This is a genomic window from Ornithinimicrobium faecis, assembly GCF_023923225.1.
Lineage (GTDB): Bacteria > Actinomycetota > Actinomycetes > Actinomycetales > Dermatophilaceae > Ornithinicoccus > Ornithinicoccus faecis.
In genome coordinates, this window is record NZ_CP099489.1 from 3,881,643 (window position 1) to 3,899,704 (window position 18,062).

An 18,062-nucleotide genomic window follows, 5' to 3' on the forward strand; every position below is an offset into this window, starting at 1 on the left:
GTCAGCGCTCGCTGACCACGGCCTCGGCCCTGGTGCATCGCACCGGGGCCGTTGTCATGCCCGGATGGTCGAGCATTCAGACAGGCGACGTCAAACCCTCGGTGACATCGCTGCTGGTCAGGGCGTTGCGACTCGGCGACCACCGCGACGTTGCCTGTCCGGGTGCACGCGTCGGGCGGCTGGAGAGCTCAGCACGCGGATCACCAGGGGCCGTAGACGCGCTCCGAGTTGGCCGACAGCGCCTCGCACAGGGTGGGGACCGCGACGTTCAGGGTGGTCGCCATGGCACGCACTGTCAGCGGGATCAGATAGGGCGCATTGACCTGGCCGCGGTGGGGGCTCGGCGTCAGGTAGGGCGCATCGGTCTCCACGAGCAGGTGCTCCAGCGGGGTCACGGCGAGCGCATCGCGCAGGGCTCGCGCGTTCTTGAAGGTCACCGTGCCCGCGATCGAGAGGTAGTAGCCGCGGCGCACACACTCGCGCGCCATCGCCATGTCCCCGGAGAAGCAGTGCAGCACCACCGTGTCCGGAGCCCCCTCCTCTGCCAGGATGCGCAGCACGTCCTCATGAGCGTCCCGGTCGTGGATCTGCAGGGCGAGACCGGTCCGCTTGGCGATCTCGATGTGCCCACGGAACGACTCCTGCTGGGCACCGACCCCCTCGGGTCCGGTCCGGAAATAGTCCAGGCCGCTCTCCCCGATCACGCGCATGCGTGGGTGTGCGGAGAGGGCCTCGATCTCGGTGAGCGCCTCAGCGAGGTCGCCGGCCGTCTCGTGCCCGGGCGCCTCGTTGGGGTGGATCGCGACACCACCGAGCAGCGCGGGGTGCTGGTCGATGATCTCGGCCGTCCACCGGGCGCTGCCCAGGTCACAGCCGATCTGCACCAGCCGGTTGACCCCCACCCGGGCCGCGGCGCTGATCTGCTCGGCGATGTCGACCGCGTGCCCGTCCCGGTCGATGTCCAGGTGGCAGTGGTTGTCCACCACCGGGATCGGCAGCGGCTCGGGGGCGGGCGGGGCCTGCGCCAGGCGGTCGTCGGGCATCAGGCCTGCGGGTCCTTGGGGTTGTCGCCCTCGGCATCGGGATCGTCGCCGTCGGCGCCGGGGTCGTCGGGACTGTCCCCGTCGGCATCGGGATCGTCGAGCAGGCCGAGTCGGCGCCGCTCCTCGTCGATCACCGAGGGGTCGAGCTTGGTGAAGATCGGGGTCGGCTTGATCACCGGTGCCCCGGCCGTGATCGGCCGGCTCGCCCAGCGCGGCATGCCCGAATAGTCGCCAGTGATGACCGGGTATGCCGATCGGTCGGGTTCGTCGAGGTCAGTCACCTCCTCGACGTGCGGCATCGGCATGAACTGACCCGACCCGCCCAGGGCGAGGTGCACCGCGTTGGAGCTGTGCGGCAGGAAGGGCGACAGCATCGTGTTGAGGTCGCTGACGACCTGAGCCAGGACGTGCAGCACCGTGGCGAGCCGCTCGCGCTGGTCATCGCCCTTGAGCTTGAACGGCTCGGTGGTCGAGACATAGGCGTTGGCCTCGCCGACGAGTCGCATGGCCTCGGCCAGCGCCGCCTTCTGCTTGTGGGTGCCGATCAACTTGCCGACGGTCGTGAAGCCCTCGGCGACCTGACTCAGCAGGGCGCGGTCGACCTCCTCAAGCTCAACCGCCGCCGGGATCTCGCCGAAGTTCTTGGCGATCATCGAGGCGGTCCGGTTGACCAGGTTGCCCCAGCCGGCCACCAGCTCGTTGTTGGTCCGCTTGACGAACTCCGGCCAGGAAAAGTCAGAGTCGGCCGTCTCGGGGGCCGCAGCCGACAGGAAATAGCGCAGCGCATCGGGCTGATAACGATCCAGGATGTCCCGGACGTAGATGACGATCGAGCGGGAGGTGGAGAACGCCCGCCCTTCCATGGTCAGGAACTCGCTCGAGACCACCTCGGTCGGCAGGTTGAGCTCACCGTAAGGACCCTGCTCGCCGCCTCGGCTCCCCTGCCCGTTGTGCGCCAGCATCTCTGCGGGCCAGATCTGGGAGTGGAAGGTGATGTTGTCCTTGCCCATGAAGTAGTACGTCAGCGCCTCCGGGTCGTTCCACCACTGGCGCCATGACTCCGGCTCCCCCTGCCGACGGGCCCACTCCACCGAGGCCGACAGATAGCCGATGACCGCGTCGAACCAGACATACAGCTTCTTGGTCGGGTTGTCCTCCCACCCCGGCAGCGGGATGGTGATGCCCCAGTCGATGTCACGCGTCATCGCGCGAGGGCGGATCTCCTCCAGGATGTTCTGGGAGAACTTGATGACGTTGGGCCGCCACAGACCACTGGCCTCGCGGCCGTCGAGCCACTCCGTCAAGGCCTCGGCCAGCGCGGGCAGGTCGAGGAAGAAGTGCTGGGTGTCGGTGAACTCGGGGGTCTCGCCGTTGATCTTGCTGCGCGGCTCGATGAGGTCGACCGGGTCGAGCTGGTTGCCGCAGTTGTCGCACTGGTCACCGCGCGCCTCGGCATACTTGCAGATCGGGCAGGTGCCCTCGATGTAGCGGTCCGGCAGCGTGCGCCCTGTCGAGGGACTGATCGCCACCTGCTGGCTCTGCTCGACCATGTAGCCGTTGCGGTGGCAGGCCAGGAACATCTGTTGCACCACCTGGTCGTGGTTGGCGGTCGTGGTCCGGGTGTAGAGGTCGTAGGAGACTCCGAGGGCGGTGAGGTCCTCGACGATCAGCCGGTGGTTGACGTCGATGAACTCCTGAGCGCTCATGCCGGCCTTGTCGGCCTGCACCAGGATCGGGGTGCCGTGCTCGTCTGAGCCGGACACCATGAGCACGTCGTGCCCGGCCATGCGCATGTACCTGCTGAACACGTCGGAAGGGACACCAAAACCGGCCACGTGGCCGATGTGGCGGGGGCCGTTGGCATACGGCCAGGCGACGGAAGACAGGACATGGCTCATGGCTGGCGAGTCTAGTTGCCTCTCGCGCCGCCACCGACCGGCCCCGACGCTCTGACGAGGCCCACTCACACCGCCCAGCCCTGTTTAGGTCACGAATCGGTAACGGACCGGGCGCGGGGGTCTGGATTAACGGTGCAGACCTGCCTACTGTCGAGCAGTCGGTGGGATTCACCGGTGGGCACAGTGGTGTGCCCGTTTCTGATTCTGGGAGAAGCACATGAGACGAGTAGGTAGAGGGGCGCCCTCGCGGGGCCTGCGCCGCGTCGCGACAGCAGGGGTCGCATCAGTGGCCCTGGCCGTGACGACCGTCAGCAGTGGCGGCGCATTCGCGGACGAGGCTGATGGCGGCGCACGAGACCTCGGGGAGGCAGCTGACTACGGCGTCGTCGCCCCGGACGGCGGCACGAAGTTCCAGGACGGCTCGATCGAGGGCCTGAAGGCCCAGCCGTCCGCATACTTCGTCCAGCTCGCCGCCACACCGGTGATCCAGGGCGGCTCGGCCGCCACGGTCACCTCGCAGACCGATGCCTTCCTGGCCCACGCTGCCTCGGTCGGGGCGGACCTCGAGGTCCGTGAGACCTACGAGTCGGTGTGGAGCGGCCTGTCCGTCTCCGGCTCGCGCGCAGATGTCGAGCTCGCAGCCGGCTCCGAGGACGTCGTGGCGGTCTTCCCGGTCCACCAGATCGAGGCCCCCGAGGTCAAGCTCGACCCAGAGACGTCCCCGCAGATGCTCTATGCCAAGGGGATGACCGGCGTCAACGAGGCCCACGAGATGGGCTACACCGGTGAGGGCATGCGCATCTCCATCATCGACACCGGCGTCGACATCGACCACCCCGACTTCGGCGGCTCCGGCACGCCGGGAGACGGCATCACCGAGGACTGGAAGACCGAGCAGGTCCAGTTCGGTTACGACCTGGTGGGCGACGACTACGACGCCTCCACCCCCGAGACCGACTACCCGGTCCCGGACGTGAACCCCGACGACTGCCAGGGTCACGGCAGCCACGTGGCCGGCATCGCCGCCGGCAACGGTGACGAGGAGGCCGGCGGCGTCGAGGGTGTCGCCCCGGACGCTGTCATCGGCGCCTACCGCGTGTTCGGCTGTGAGGGCTCCACCAACGCGGACATCATGCTGTCGGCGATGGAGCTGTCCTACGAGGACGGCATGGACGTGGTGAACATGTCCATCGGTTCCGGGTGGGCCTCCTGGCCGCAGTACCCGACCGCCGTGGCCGCAGACTCGCTGGTCGACGCCGGCGTCGTCGTCGCTGCCTCGATCGGCAACGAGGGCGCCAGTGGCACCTTCTCGGCCGGCGCCCCGGGCGTCTCCGAGAAGTCCATCGGCGTCGCGTCCTATGACAACGCGATGGTCACCCAGAACGCCTTCACCTACGGCGCCGACGCCGTGTCCGTGGGTTACGCCCCGGCCACCGGCGCCCCTGAGCCGCCCACCGAGGGCAGCGAGACGCTCGTCCGCCTGGGCGACCCTGGCTCGGTCGAGGGCATGGCCTGCACCGCCGACGGCGGCATCAGCGAAGACCTCACGGGCACCATGGTCCTCGTCGACCGCGGCGTCTGCCCCTTCCACGAGAAGGCCGCCAACGCCCAGGAGGCTGGCGCGGTGGGTGTCGTCCTGGCCAACAACGTCCCTGGTGTCATCAACGCCACGGTCGAGGGCGATCCGGCGATCACCATCCCCGTCGTCTCGATCCAGCAGGGCGCTGGCAATGACCTCAACGCGGCCATTGCTGCCAACGGCGATGAGGTCGAGCTCACCTGGACCGACGAGGTGACCTCGGTCGAGAGCCCGACGGCCGGCCTGATCTCCTCGTTCAGCTCCTACGGGATGACCGCTGAGCTGGAGCTCAAGCCCGACATCGGCGCGCCCGGTGGCAACATCTTCTCGGCCTACCCGCTGGAGAAGGGTGGCTATGCCTCCCTCGGTGGCACCTCGATGTCGTCCCCGCACGTGGCGGGCACCGCCGCTCTGCTGTTGCAGGCACGGCCAAACCTGAAGACCGAGGACGTCCGCACCGTGCTGCAGAACAGCGCCGACCCGGCCATGTGGTTCGGTGACCCGAGCCTGGGCATCCTGGAGCCGGTGCACCGTCAGGGCGCCGGCATGGTGGACATCGACGACGCCATCACGGCTGGCGCGATGGTCAGCCCGGGCAAGATCTCCCTCGGTGAGACCGACGCGGGTCCGGTGACCCAGAGCGTGCAGGTCCGCAACACCAGCGACGAGCCGGTGACCTACGCCCTGGTCAACAACACCGCCACGATCGCCACCGACGGCCCCGACTACACACCGGGCTACTGGACGGCAGCGACCACGGTGGACGCTCCTGAGACGGTGACTGTCGCGGCTGGGAGCACCACGTCGGTGGAGGTCACCTTCACCGGCCCGACCCTCGAGGAGGAGATGACGGTCGGCCTGCAGTACGGCGGCTACCTCGAGTTCGAGCCGACCGGCGACACTGCTGGTGACGTCCTGCGGGTCCCCTACGCCGGTTACGCCGGTGACTACCAGGCCCGCGAGGTGCTGCTGCCCGGACCCTACGATGATTTCGACCTCCCGGTGCTGGGCGTTTCCACCGACGGCGCCGGCAACTACGACGTCTTCCCGGACACCGGCAACGGTGACGAGCCGATCTTCTCCCTGGTGGACTATGACGACCCGGCGATCCTCGCCGAGTTCGGCCACCAGGCCCGCAGCGTCGAGGTCACGGCCTTTAAGGCCAACGACGACGGCACGCAGGGCGAGGAGGTCGGCGTGGTCTACACGGAGGACTACCTGCGCCGCAGTGAGGCCCCGGGCGACTTCCTGTCGTTCACGTGGGACGGCACCTTCCAGGGTGCGACCGTCGAGGACGGCAAGTACCTCCTGGAGATGACCATCACCAAGGCCCAGTCGTTCAACGACGAGGGCGAGGCCGGCACCGAGGCCTGGACCGGTCAGCCGTTCACCATCAAGGACGCGCAGGAGGCACCCACCTCCCCGATCGTCTCCCGTGTTGACGGCACCGACCGCTACTCCACGGCCGCCAAGATCTCCGGGGCGAACTACGACCCGGGTGTCGAGACGGTCTACATCGCCACCGGTCTGACCTACCCGGATGCCCTCGCGGGCGCGGCCCGGGCGGGCGCCGAGGGCGTGCCGGTCCTGCTGGTCAAGCCGGACGCCATCCCGGCTGCCACCCGGTTCGAGCTCGAGCGGCTCGACGCCGGCAACGTGGTCCTCTTCGGCGGACCCGTGGCCATCAGCAACGAGGTCCTCTTCGAGCTCGATGGGCTCACCGACGGTGGCGTGCGCCGCGTGGCCGGTGACGACCGCTATGGCACGGCTGCAGCGATCTCGTCGAACATCGAGCCCGGCATCGACACGGTCTATGTCGCCACCGGCGAGGAGTTCGCCGACGCCCTCACGGGCGCGGCCCGCGCCGGCACCGACGAGAGCGCGGTCCTGCTGACCAAGGCGGACCGTCTCCCGCACGTGACCGCGGCCGAGCTCGAGCGGCTCGACCCGACCAACATCGTCATCCTGGGTGGCACGGAGGCGATCTCTCCGGAGGTCGCTGACGCACTGGCCGCCTATGGCGAGGTCGAGCGCACCGCGGGCGACAACCGCTATGAGACCGCCGCCGAGATCGCAGCCGAGTTCCCGGCGGGTCTGGACGATGTCTTCGTGGCGACCGGTCTGGACTATCCGGACGCGCTGACCGGTGCCGCTCTGGCGGGTCACCTGAACAGCCCCGTCCTGCTGGTCCAGCAGGATCACATCCCGCACGCCACGATGGGTGAGCTCACCCGGCTGGGCGCGGAAGAGATCCAGATCCTGGGTGGTCGCGTCGCGATCAGCCAGGGTGTCGAGGACGATCTGGGCGAGATTGTCTACACGCCCTGAGTGAACCGTTCGACCGGTGGGCCCGCTCCGAGTTTGCTCGGGGCGGGCCCACCGTCGTTGGCTAGGTCACATCAGCGTGACGGAACCGGTGCTGACGAGAACACGTCCTAGGCCCGTCATGGTTGACTGACTGCAACGGGCCCCGCCGGGGCCCGCCGATCGACGAAGGGGGCGAGGCTGACCATGCTCGCTGCACTCACTGGGGCCGGGCTCTCTGCCGCGGCCGGGCTCAATGCCTACATCCCGTTCCTGATCGTGGCGGTGGTCGCCCGGTTCACGGAGGTCCTCAACCTGCCGTCGCAATATGCCTGGATCGAGTCCGACTGGGCCATTGGCGGCGCGGCGGTGCTGCTCGTCGGTGAGGTGGTCTTCGACAAGATCCCCGTCGTCGACCACATCAATGATGCCGTCGGCACCTTCATCCGCCCGGCCTCTGGTGGTCTGATCTTCGCCGCCACCCAGGCCGCTGAGGACCTGGAGCAGGGCTCCTCCTTCATGCAGGACAACCCCTGGATCGGTGTGGTCCTGGGCATCGTCACAGCGGGCATCGTGCACACCGGCAAGGCCGTCACTCGTCCGGTCGTCAACGCGAGCACCCTGGGGATCGGCGCACCCCTGATGTCGACCGCCGAGGACACCGCCTCGGTGGGCCTGAGTTTCGTGGCGATCTTCTTCCCGATCATCGTGATCTTCGCGCTGCTGCTCATGCTGTGGGGCGCCGTCGTGCTGTGGCGCAAGGGTCGCAAGCGGCGCCGCGAGCGCGAGCAGGCCGTCGCGGCCTACTACGGCTGACGCCTGCCTACAGGCAGCACCAACTACTCAGCACCGGGCCAGGAGAGGCCTCAGCGGGCAGCCAGGACCGCGTCATACAGCGCCTTGGCCGACAGGCCGGTGCGCCGGGAGACGTCCTTGCAGACGTCCTTGAGCCGCTCCCCAGCCTCCGTGCGCTCCCGGATCTCTGGGACGACGTCGGCGACCTCGGTGACCGGCCCGGCGGCGGGATCCACCCCCGCGACCACGACCGTGATCTCCCCCCGCACGCCGTCAGCGGCCCAGGCAGCGAGCTCAGCCAACCCACCGCGGCGGACCTCCTCGTAGGTCTTGGTGAGCTCACGGCATACGGCCGCTGGTCGGTCCTCCCCCAGGACGGTGGCCATCGAGGTGAGGGTCGCGGCCAACCGGTGCGGCGCCTCAAAGAAGACCATCGTGCGCGGCTCGGCCACGAGTTGGGCCAGGGCCCGCTCGCGCTCGCCGGTCTTGCGGGGCAGGAAGCCCTCAAAGCAGAACCGGTCGACGGGCAGGGCGCTGACGGCCAGGGCCATCAGCACGGCGGAGGGACCGGGCACGCAGGTGACTGCCAGGTCCTCGGCCACCGAGGCGGCCACGAGGCGATAGCCAGGGTCGGACACCGACGGCATGCCCGCGTCCGTGACCAGCAGCACCCGCTCCCCCGCCGCGATCCGCGCGACCAGATCGGGTGTGCGCGAGGCCTCGTTGTGCTCGTGATAGGAGATGACGTCGCCCGTGACCGTGACCCCGAGGCGGTCGGTGAGGCGACGCAGCCGGCGGGTGTCCTCGGCGGCGACGACGTCGGCGGTCGTCAGCTCCTCCAGCAGGCGCGGTGAGGCATCCCGGGAGTCGCCGATCGGGGTTGCCGCCAACACGAGTGCCGCGCGCCCGACGCCGGGCGAGTCCTGGGTCACAGGCGATCCCTCCACGGTGCCGGGCCCGAGCAGGATCGCCACGAGCGACCCGGTCGGTGTGCGAAACCTCTACGAAAATGCGGGGTAGGCGTACGAAACCTCTATCAAAATGCGGGGTGGGCGTACGAAACCTCTATCAAAATTGGTCAGGCCTGGTGCCGCGTGGCGCGGAGCAGGTCGCCGTTCATCTGCGAGATGACGTTGAGCGGGATGCCCTTCGGGCAGGCGCGGGAGCACTCGCCGAGGTTGGTGCACCCACCGAAGCCCTCCTCGTCGTGCTGCGCCGTCATGGACAGCACGCGCGCGTCACGCTCGGGCTGGCCCTGCGGGAACTCGCCGAGGTGGGTGATCTTGGCGCCCATGAACAACATGCCCGAGGCGTTGGGGCACGCGGCGACGCACGCGCCGCAGCCGATGCACTCGGCCGCCATGAACGCACGGTCTGCGTCCTCCTTGGGGACCGGTGTGGCGTGGGCGTCCGGGGCCGAGCCGGTGTTGGCCGAGATGTAGCCGCCGGACTGGATGATCCGGTCGAGGGAGCCACGGTCGACACACAGGTCCTTGATCACCGGGAAGGCGTCGGCCCGCCAGGGCTCGATGACGATCTCGTCGCCGTCGCGGAAGGAGCGCATGTGCAGCTGGCAGGTGGTGGTGCGCTCGGGGCCGTGCGCCTCGCCGTTGATCATCACGCCACACATGCCGCAGATGCCTTCACGGCAGTCGCTGTCGAAGGCGACCGGCTCCTCGCCCTTGGCGATCAGGTCCTCGTTGAGCACGTCCAGCATCTCGAGGAAGGACATGTCCTCGGAGACGTCATTGATCGGATAGGTGACGACACCGCCCTTGTCCTCCGGGCCGGTCTGCCGCCAGATCTTCAGGGTGAGTTTCATCGGGTCCCTCCACGAGAGTCGAAGTGGGCAACGGTCGGGGCACTGCTGGGGCTGATCACTTATAACTCCGTTGCTTCAGCTCGATGGCTTCGTATTCCAAGAGCTCCTTGTGCAGGATCGGCTCGCTGTTGTCGCCGCCCCACGCCCAGGCACCGACGTAGAGGAACTCGTCGTCGTGCCGCAGCGCCTCGCCGTCCTCGGTCTGGCTCTCCGCGCGGAAGTGACCACCACAGGACTCGCGGCGGTGCAGCGCGTCGATGCACATGAGCTCACCGAGCTCGAGGAAGTCGGCGACGCGGCCGGCCTTCTCCAGCGACTGGTTGAGCGTGTCGGCGGCGCCGAGCACGCGCACGTTGCGCCAGAACTCCTCGCGCAGAGACCGGATCAGGTCAATCGCCTTGCGCAGGCCCTCCTCGGTGCGCTCCATGCCGCAGTATTCCCACATGATGTGCCCGAGCTCCTTGTGGAAGGAGTCGACCGTGCGATCGCCGTTGATGCCGAGCAGGGTCGCGATGCGGCCCTCGACGGCGTCCTGCGCCTCGACCACGGCCGGGTGCTGCTCGTCGATCGGCTCGTAGGGGCCGCTGGCGAGGTAGTCACGGATCGTGTTGGGCAGCACGAAGTAGCCGTCGGCCAGACCCTGCATCAAGGCCGAGGCACCGAGGCGGTTGGCACCGTGGTCGGAGAAGTTGGCCTCGCCGGCGACGAACAGTCCCGGGATGGTGGCCTGCAGGTCGTAGTCGACCCAGAGCCCGCCCATCGTGTAGTGGACCGCCGGGTAGATGCGCATCGGCACCTGGTAGGGGTCCTCGCCGGTGATCTGCTTGTACATGTCGAACAGGTTGCCGTACTTGGCGCGCACGGCGTCCTCGCCGAGGCGTCCGATGGCTTCCTTGAAGTCCAGGTAGACACCGCGGCGGAAGTCGCCGACCTTGGGGCCGACACCGCGGCCCTCGTCACACATGTTCTTGGCCTGCCGGGAGGCGATGTCGCGGGGCACCAGGTTGCCGAAGGAGGGGTAGAGCCGCTCCAGGTAGTAGTCGCGGTCCTCCTCGGGGATCTCGCGGGGGTCCTTCTCGCAGTCCTCGCGCCGCTTGGGCACCCAGATGCGCCCGTCATTGCGCAGCGACTCCGACATCAGGGTCAGCTTGGACTGGTGGTCACCGGAGACGGGGATGCACGTCGGGTGGATCTGCGTGTAGCACGGGTTGGCGAAGTAGGCACCCTTGCGGTGCGCACGCCACGAGGCGGTGACGTTGCACCCCATCGCGTTGGTCGACAGGAAGTAGACGTTGCCGTAGCCACCGGTGGCGAGCACAACCGCGTCGGCCAGGTGGGTCTGGATCTCACCGGACACCATGTCGCGGGCGATGATGCCGCGGGCCTTGCCGTCGACGACGATCAGTTCCAACATCTCGTGACGGGCATACATCTTGACCGTGCCGGCGCCGATCTGGCGCTCGAGGGCCTGGTAGGCACCGATCAGCAGTTGCTGGCCGGTCTGACCGCGGGCATAGAAGGTGCGCGAGACCTGCACGCCACCGAAGGACCGGTTGTCCAGCAGACCGCCGTACTCACGGGCGAAGGGCACACCCTGGGCGACGCACTGGTCGATGATGTCGGCGCTGACCTCGGCCAACCGGTAGGTGTTGGTCTCACGCGAGCGGTAGTCCCCGCCCTTGGTCGTGTCATAGAACAGCCGGTAGATCGAGTCGCCGTCGCCCTTGTAGTTCTTGGCGGCGTTGATGCCGCCCTGGGCCGCGATCGAGTGCGCGCGGCGCGGGCTGTCCTGATAACAGAACGACTTCACGTTGTAGCCGGCCTCGCCCAGGGTCGCCCCCGCGGAGGCGCCGGCCAGGCCGGTGCCGACGATGATCACGTCGAGCTTGCGCCGGTTGGTCGGGTTCACCAGCTGGGCGTCAAACTTCCGCTGGGTCCACATCGTCTCGATCGGCACCTTGGGAGCCGCCGTGTCGGCGATCGGCTCGCCCTCGCGGTAGAGACCCTCGATCAGGGGTGCGGTCATCGTGTGTGCTCCGTCCTGGTGCGCCCGGCAGTCAGTGAGTGTGCGGTCATGGGATCAGTCCGAGGAGGATGGCCACCGGGGGCAGCGCGAAGCCGACCACGACGACCACCGCGACGAGGATGGCCACGAGCCGCAGGCGCTCGGCCATGTCGAGGCTGGTGTTCAGGCCCAGCGTCATGCCCGCTGACCAGATGCCGTGCAGCAGGTGCATGCCCAGGGCGGCCACGGCAAGGAGGTAGAGCAGGACGGCCCACCACTCACCGAAGCTGGCCACCAGGCGGTCGGCCGGGTTGTCGAAGTCGCCACCGATCTGGATGGTGTTGGTCGTGAAGTGCAGGATGTGGAAGACCACGAAGATCAGCAGGGCAACGCCGCCCCAGCGCATGGAGCGCTTGACGAAGGTCGCCCACTCACCCTTGCGCGCGACATAGCGCGTGGTGCGGGCCTGACCGGCACGGCCCCACAGCATGAAGGCCGAGGCCGCGTGCAGCACGACGCTGGCCAGCAGCACGATGCGCATGACCCAGAGGAAACCCTTCTCTGGGAGCATCGGGGTGCCGAACTCGCGCAGGTGGTGCGCGTACTCATTGAAGCTGTCCGTGCCGGCAAAGATCATCAGGTTGCCGTACATGTGGGCAAGGATGAACCCGACAAAGATCAACCCTGTGACGGCCATCACCGTCTTGAGCAGGATGCTCGATGTCTTGGGCCGCTTGCCTGCGGAGATTGTTGAGGTGGCCACGTCAGGACTGTACTACTGGCGACACGCCGCCTGACGGATACCCGCCGCGACCGGGCGACGGGAGCGGTGATTGGGACAGGTTCGCGGCCTACTATGACGCGGTGACCGAACCGACCGGGGGGCCGACCCGCCTGCGCGCGCGCCTGCTCGGACCGTCGGTGAGTGCCCGGTCCGCGGCCTGGGCGTGGTGGGGGCCGCTGATCGTGATGGTGCTCGGGGGCGTCATCCGACTCATCAACCTGGGGCACCCCTCCTCGCTGATCTTCGACGAGACCTACTACGTCAAGCAGGGCTGGTCCCTCATCAAGTTCGGCACCGAGATGGAGGTGCGCGACGGGCTGGAGGAGCCCGACGTCCTGTTCACCGCCGGCAACCCCGACGTCTTCGGCGACACCCCCGACATGGTGGTGCACCCGCCCGTCGGCAAGTGGATGATCGGCCTGGGCGAGTGGATGTTCGGGGTGGACAACGCGTTCAGCTGGCGCATCATCGCCGCCGTGGTGGGCACCCTGTCGATCCTGATGGTCGGCCGCGCCGCGTGGCGGATGTTCCACAACCCCCTGCTGGCCACGGCCGCAGCCACCCTGCTGGCGGCTGACGGTCACCACTTCGTGCACTCGCGCACGGGGCTGCTCGACATCTTCGTCATGTTCTGGGCGCTCGCCGCGTTCTGCCTGCTGCTCATCGACCGTGAGGACGGCCGCAAGCGCCTGGCGGCACGGGTCAACGCGCTGGCACCGACACCCGGCAGTATGCAGTGGGGCCCGGGCCTCGGGATCCGCTGGTGGCGGGTGGCCGCCGGGGTCAGCCTGGGGCTGTGCATCGGGACCAAGTGGTCTGGCCTGTTCTTCCTGGCGGCCTTCGGCCTGATGACCGTCTGGTGGGACATGGGCGCTCGCCGAGCCGCCGGGGCACAGAAGTGGTTCATCGGCTCAGCGGTGCGCGACGGCATACCGGCCTTCCTGCAGACCGTGCCCGTCGCGCTGGTGACCTATCTGGTCAGCTGGGTGGGCTGGTTCGGGACCGACCACGGCTACAAGCGGCAGTGGGCCGCCGACAACCCCGCCCTGGGGCTGGCGTCCCTCGTGCCCGACCCGCTGCGGTCGCTGTGGGCCTACCACCAAGAGATCATGACCTTCCACGTCGGGCTGCACAACGAGCACGCGTGGTCCTCCAACCCGTGGTCCTGGATCGTCCAGGGCCGGCCCACGCTGTTCTACTCCCGGTGGCCAAAACTCGGCGAGGACGGCTGCGGAGCGGCCGACTGCGTCACCTACATCGCCTCCCTGGGCAACCTGTTCATCTGGTGGGGCGCCACCCTGGGGCTGCTCGTCGTGGCCTTCATGTGGTTGATCGGGCGGGACTGGCGGGCCGGGGCCGCGCTGTCCGGGCTGATCGCCGGGTGGCTGCCGTGGTTCATGTATCAGACCCGCACGATCTACAGCTTCTATGCCGTGGCGTTCGTGCCGTGGCTGGTGCTGATCGTCACCTATTGCCTGTCCCTGGCGCTCGGTCGCGCCGAGGACCCGCTGATCCGGCGCCGGTGGGGTGCGGCGATCGTGATCCTCTATGTGACCGCCGCCGTGGCCCTGTTCGTCTGGTACTACCCGGTCTACACCGCCTCGACCATCCCGCGCGATCAGTGGGAGCTGCGCATGTGGTTCGACTTCTGGACCTAGCCGGACCTGACTCCGCGCCGACCTGCTCTCACCGGCCGTAGCGGTAGGGACGCTCCCACGGCCAGTCGGCGTCGATCCAGGCGACCAGGGCGTCCGCGAGCGGCCCATCGAGGTCGGCGTGGCTGGCCCGGACCCAGGACTGGACGCTGACGTCGTGGCCCTCCTCCTTGGTCGGATAGAGGTAGACGCACCCGATGACGTCGTTGTCGCGCGGGTCGAGCACCGTGAAGGTGAACCCCTTGGCGGCCTCGAAATGGGCCTCGTGACGCGTCAGGTCCTTGAGGTTGTCCTCCAGTGACATCCCCTCGGGGCGCGGCCAGCTGCCGTCCGGATAGCCCGGTGTGGCCCGGATGTGCTCGACGCTGCTCATCCACGCGGCCCGGTCGGCCTCGTTGTGCTGCGGGCCGAGAGGCTCGAGGCGGAAGCGGTCGGTGGTCAGCGAGCGCGGGGGCTCAAATCCCGCGGGCACGAAGTCGTTGGGCACAGAGTCCTTGGGCACGGGGTCGGTGGTGGCCATGCCTCGAACGTAGCCGCGCGTCCACTCAGGCGCCTCAGGTTTTCCGCAGCCGCAGGACTACTGCGTCAGGCCCATCGCCTCAGCGAGCAGCAGGTGCTGGCGGCCCTCCTCGGCCCGGCCGGCACGTTGCAGGGTCCGGGCCAGCAGCAGGTGGGCATAGGCCTCGCTCGGCCAGCGTCCGACGACCACGACGAGCACCTCCTCCGCCCGGCCGAGCTGGGCGGAGTGGTAGTAGGAGCGGGCCAGCCACATCCGGGACTCGAGATGGTCCGGCTCCTCCTCGACCAGTCGCGCGAACAGCTCGGCGGCCTTGGCGAACTCCTTGTTCTCGAACAGGAAGGTGGCCCGGTCATAGGTCTGCGTGAGGTCCTCGGCCATCACGCCTCCTCTCTGGCCGACCGGAACTGGTCGACGACGTTGGGGGTGGTCTGGCTCGCGAGCTCGATGGCCCACGGCAGGGGGATGTTGGAGACCCTGACGACCTCAGGACCGGCCGCCGTCGTGGCGAGCAGGTCAGCCAGCCCGCGCCGCCGCTGGAAGAAGGACTGGTGCACCACCCACCCGATGATGCCCGCGCGCTCGAGGACGACCCGCTGACGCTGGAAGGCACCGGAGCGGCTCACCACGTGCTCCGGTGTCAGGCGGTGCCCGAGGTTGCGGAAGCTCAGCTCGGCCGAGAGGAGGCTGAGCAGACCGGTGCCACCGAAGACTGCACCGACGATCCACCACGGCCAGGCCAGCCACCAGGTCAGTCCCCCGACGATCGCGGTCAGGGTCAGGGTCGGCCACAGGCTCTGGAACAGCAGCCGGCGGTGCGCAGCATCTCCGTGGCTGCGCACGCCCACGGTCAGGGGCCCGTCCAGCGTGCCGTCACCGCCCGTGCCCGCGTCCTGGTCGTCTGCGCCGGTCGGGTCGACGAGGTGCTCGCCGGTGCCGAGCACGCTGTGCCCGACCGACTCGGCCACCGGGCGCGGGCAGGGAGGCAGCAACTTGGTGGTGCCCCCGGAGCCGACACCGGTGGCCAGCGAGGACAGCTCGCCCCCGCCGACGGCCCGCAGCAGCAGCGGCTCGGTCAACTGGACCCCGCGGATCCGGGCCTCCTCGACGGTCGTGGAGGTGGTCGTCAGCAGGCCCCGGGTCAGCCGGATCGTGCCGCCCGACTCACGCACCAACCGCAGGTTCCACCACTGGATCACATAGTTGAGGGTCGAGACCACGAGCCAGCCGACGATCAGCACGATCAGGCCCACCAGCACAATCGCGATGATCGCCTGGGCCAGCACCCACTCGTAGGTGCCGGTCACCCGATCCTGGCTCAGGACCCCGAAGTCGTCACCGAACTGGAAGAGCACACCCAGGGCGGTGGCCACGATGACCAGGCTGGAGAGGCTGAACGGCGCGAACCGCAACCAGGACCAGTCGATCTCGGCCAGCAGCTGCTCCTGGGGCAGACCCACCGGACCCACGGACTGCGATGCGGCGCCCTGGGGGCCAGCCTGCGGCATACCGGGCTCTGTCGGTCCCGCCGGGGACGGCGAGCGCCCCTGGGCACCTCGCAGCAGCAGGTATTCGCGCAGCTGTGCGGCATCGGCCGTGGCCAGCCCGTCGAGCTCGACGCGCGACTCGTCGACGCCCGTGCCGATCTTGGCGCGGGACAGGCTGAGGACCCGGTGCAGCGGCGGCGACTCCAGGTCCACGCTGCGCACCCGGTCCAGCGGCGCGGTCTTCTCCGACTTGTTGAGCAGACCCTTGCGCACCTGCAGTTGGGTGTCGGTGAACCGATAGTGCGTGGTGAACCACGGGATCACACCGGCCGCGAGCGCGAGGATGACCAGCACCGGCAGCAACCGGACCGACCAGCCGCCGTCCGAACGGCTGATCCCGATGAACGCGATGACGATGGGGACGGCCATCGACCACAGCACCCGGACCGGGTGCACGAGGAGCATCCGTGGGGACTGCCGGTGCCACTCCTGGTCCCGGACGGCCTGCGGCGCCGGGAGGTCGTATGCCGGACCGCTGGGTGGGGTGTCCGAGGGCACCGTCACGTTGCGTCACCCTCGTCGCGGCCGGTGATCTCGGTCAGGTCGGCCACCACGCGGCGGGCCTCGTCCTGGTCCAGGCAGTTGATCTCGATCGCTCCGGCCGAGGACGCCGTGGTCACCGTGATGGAGGCCAGGCCGAACATCCGCTGGATTGCGCCCTGCTCGGAGTCGACGGTCTGCACCCGCGACAGCGGCGCGATGCGCTGCTCGACGTTGAGCCAGCCCGATCGGGTGTAGATCGCGGTCTCGGTGACCTCCCAGCGGTGCACAGCGAACTTGAACCGCGGCACGATCAGGATCTCGACCAGGGCCATCACGACGGCGAGCGCCAGGATCACCGTGGCCCACCACCACCGGTCGGGGAGCACGACGAAATAGACGACCGCGAGGATCGCCAGGAAGATGCCCTCCCAGATCAGCGCGGTGGTCGTCCAATAGCCGATGGCGCTCCGGGAGACCTTGCGGGCCGGGTCGCGGAGGGCGGGGTCGCCCGTGGCCGTGCTCATGTGGTGCCCCCCAGGGTGGCGACCATCAGCGCCTTGATCGTGTGCATTCGGTTCTCGGCCTGGTCGAAGACAATGCTGGCCTCCGACTCGAAGACCTCGTCGGTGACCTCGGCGCCGTCGGCGAGGTGCGGATAGCGCCCAACGAGCTCGCGGGCGGTGTCCGTGCCGGTGTCGTGGAAGGCCGGCAGACAGTGCATGAACCTGACGTCCGGGTTGCCGGTCGCCTCCATCAGGGCGCTGTTGACCTGGAAGGGCAGGAGCACCTCGATGCGCTCGGCCCAGGCAGCCGCGGGCTCCCCCATGGAGACCCAGATGTCGGTGTGCACGAAGTCGGTGCCCCGGACCGCCTCGAGCGGGTCCTCGGTGAGCGTGAGCCGCGCGCCGGTCTGCTCGGCGACCGCCTGGCACTGTGCGATGAGCTCGTCGGTCGGCTGCAGGGCCCGCGGCGCCCCGATGCGCACATCCATGCCGAGCTTGGCGCCGATCAGCAGCAGCGAGTTGCCCATGTTGTTGCGGGCATCGCCGAGGTAGGCGTAGGAGATCTGCTCCAGCGGCTTGTCGGAGTGCTCCATCATGGTGAGCGCATCGGCCAGCATCTGGGTGGGGTGCCAGTCGTCGGTGAGGCCGTTGTAGACCGGCACCCCGGCAAATGCAGCAAGCTCCTCGACGACACTCTGCTCGGAGCCGCGGTATTGGATCGCGTCGAACATCCGCCCCAGCACCCGTGCGGTGTCCTTGATGGACTCCTTGTGCCCGATCTGCGTGGACTTGGGCTCCAGGAAGGTGGTGGCGGCGCCCTGGTCAGCGGCAGCCACCTCGAAGGAGGACCGGGTGCGGGTGGAGGTCTTCTCAAAGATCAGCGCGATGTTGCGGCCCGCGAGGCGACGCTGCTCGGTCCCGGCTCGCTTGGCGGCCTTGAGGTCGGCGGCGAGGTCCAGCAGGTGCCGGATCTCCTCCGGGCTCTCCTCGACCAGGCTCAGCAGGCTGCGGCCCCGCAGGTCAACTGCCATCTCGTGTTCCTTCCCTGCCCATCGCCAGTTCTCGCATGCGTGCATCACGCTCCCCCAAGCATCGCACTGATGGACGCGTCGACCCGCACCCGTCCC

The 18,062-nt window shown here is 68.6% G+C and carries 14 protein-coding genes; 3 read left to right on the plus strand and 11 right to left on the minus strand.

Features of this window, described 5'->3' with window-relative positions; translation table 11 throughout:
- Positions 1-200: 200 nt before the first annotated feature.
- Positions 201-1,043, minus strand: coding sequence for a TatD family hydrolase (locus tag NF556_RS18020; RefSeq protein ID WP_252592567.1), 843 nt, complete (start codon positions 1,041-1,043; stop codon positions 201-203).
- On the minus strand, positions 1,043-2,941 hold the full coding sequence (gene metG, locus NF556_RS18025) for a methionine--tRNA ligase (RefSeq protein ID WP_252592569.1): 1,899 nt from the start codon (positions 2,939-2,941) through the stop codon (positions 1,043-1,045). Before metG ends, NF556_RS18020 begins: the two co-directional genes overlap by 1 nt.
- 217 nt (positions 2,942-3,158) lie before the next feature.
- Here metG and NF556_RS18030 point away from each other — a divergent pair, with 217 nt between their 5' ends.
- Together NF556_RS18030 and NF556_RS18035 are read left to right on the plus strand one after the other, a co-directional pair.
- Positions 3,159-6,848 carry a S8 family serine peptidase gene (locus NF556_RS18030; RefSeq protein WP_252592571.1) on the plus strand — a complete coding sequence of 1,230 codons (3,690 nt, stop codon included), beginning with the start codon at positions 3,159-3,161 and terminating at the stop codon, positions 6,846-6,848.
- A gap of 183 nt (positions 6,849-7,031) precedes the next feature.
- Positions 7,032-7,640 (plus strand): DUF4126 domain-containing protein, encoded by a 609-nt coding sequence (locus tag NF556_RS18035; RefSeq protein WP_252592573.1) that lies wholly within the window; start codon positions 7,032-7,034, stop codon positions 7,638-7,640.
- 50 nt (positions 7,641-7,690) lie between these two features.
- On the opposite strand, the gene rsmI is transcribed toward NF556_RS18035, so the two are convergent.
- From rsmI to NF556_RS18055, 4 genes are all read right to left on the minus strand, one after another.
- Positions 7,691-8,551, minus strand: a complete 861-nt coding sequence (gene rsmI, locus NF556_RS18040; protein ID WP_252592575.1) for a 16S rRNA (cytidine(1402)-2'-O)-methyltransferase — start codon at positions 8,549-8,551, stop codon at positions 7,691-7,693.
- Positions 8,552-8,697: 146 nt separating this feature from the next.
- Positions 8,698-9,441 carry a succinate dehydrogenase/fumarate reductase iron-sulfur subunit gene (locus NF556_RS18045; RefSeq protein ID WP_252592577.1) on the minus strand — a complete coding sequence of 248 codons (744 nt, stop codon included), beginning with the start codon at positions 9,439-9,441 and terminating at the stop codon, positions 8,698-8,700.
- Between the two features lie 55 nt (positions 9,442-9,496).
- Positions 9,497-11,467 (minus strand): fumarate reductase/succinate dehydrogenase flavoprotein subunit, encoded by a 1,971-nt coding sequence (locus tag NF556_RS18050; protein WP_252592578.1) that lies wholly within the window; start codon positions 11,465-11,467, stop codon positions 9,497-9,499.
- Between the two features lie 46 nt (positions 11,468-11,513).
- Positions 11,514-12,209 carry a succinate dehydrogenase cytochrome b subunit gene (locus NF556_RS18055; protein WP_252592580.1) on the minus strand — a complete coding sequence of 232 codons (696 nt, stop codon included), beginning with the start codon at positions 12,207-12,209 and terminating at the stop codon, positions 11,514-11,516.
- Positions 12,210-12,310: 101 nt separating this feature from the next.
- Here NF556_RS18055 and NF556_RS18060 point away from each other — a divergent pair, with 101 nt between their 5' ends.
- A complete protein-coding gene (locus NF556_RS18060; protein WP_252592582.1) occupies positions 12,311-13,888 on the plus strand; it encodes a dolichyl-phosphate-mannose--protein mannosyltransferase in 1,578 nt (525 codons plus the stop codon).
- A 28-nt stretch (positions 13,889-13,916) separates the two neighbouring features.
- On the opposite strand, the gene NF556_RS18065 is transcribed toward NF556_RS18060, so the two are convergent.
- Genes NF556_RS18065 through NF556_RS18085 form a run of 5 tightly spaced genes read right to left on the minus strand, consistent with a single transcriptional unit; the run spans position 13,917 to position 17,966 of the window.
- Positions 13,917-14,405, minus strand: a complete 489-nt coding sequence (locus tag NF556_RS18065) for a GNAT family N-acetyltransferase (protein WP_252592583.1) — start codon at positions 14,403-14,405, stop codon at positions 13,917-13,919.
- Positions 14,406-14,462: 57 nt separating this feature from the next.
- Positions 14,463-14,783 (minus strand): tetratricopeptide repeat protein, encoded by a 321-nt coding sequence (locus NF556_RS18070; protein ID WP_252592585.1) that lies wholly within the window; start codon positions 14,781-14,783, stop codon positions 14,463-14,465.
- Entirely contained in the window at positions 14,783-16,453 is a 1,671-nt protein-coding gene (locus tag NF556_RS18075) for a PH domain-containing protein (protein ID WP_252592587.1), read from the minus strand. Before NF556_RS18075 ends, NF556_RS18070 begins: the two co-directional genes overlap by 1 nt.
- Positions 16,450-16,956: a PH domain-containing protein gene (locus tag NF556_RS18080; RefSeq protein ID WP_252592589.1), complete on the minus strand. Its 507-nt coding sequence runs from the start codon at positions 16,954-16,956 to the stop codon at positions 16,450-16,452. The genes NF556_RS18075 and NF556_RS18080 overlap by 4 nt, the downstream gene beginning before the upstream one ends.
- Positions 16,953-17,966, minus strand: coding sequence for an ornithine carbamoyltransferase (locus NF556_RS18085; protein ID WP_252592592.1), 1,014 nt, complete (start codon positions 17,964-17,966; stop codon positions 16,953-16,955). The genes NF556_RS18080 and NF556_RS18085 overlap by 4 nt, the downstream gene beginning before the upstream one ends.
- Positions 17,967-18,062: the final 96 nt, after the last annotated feature.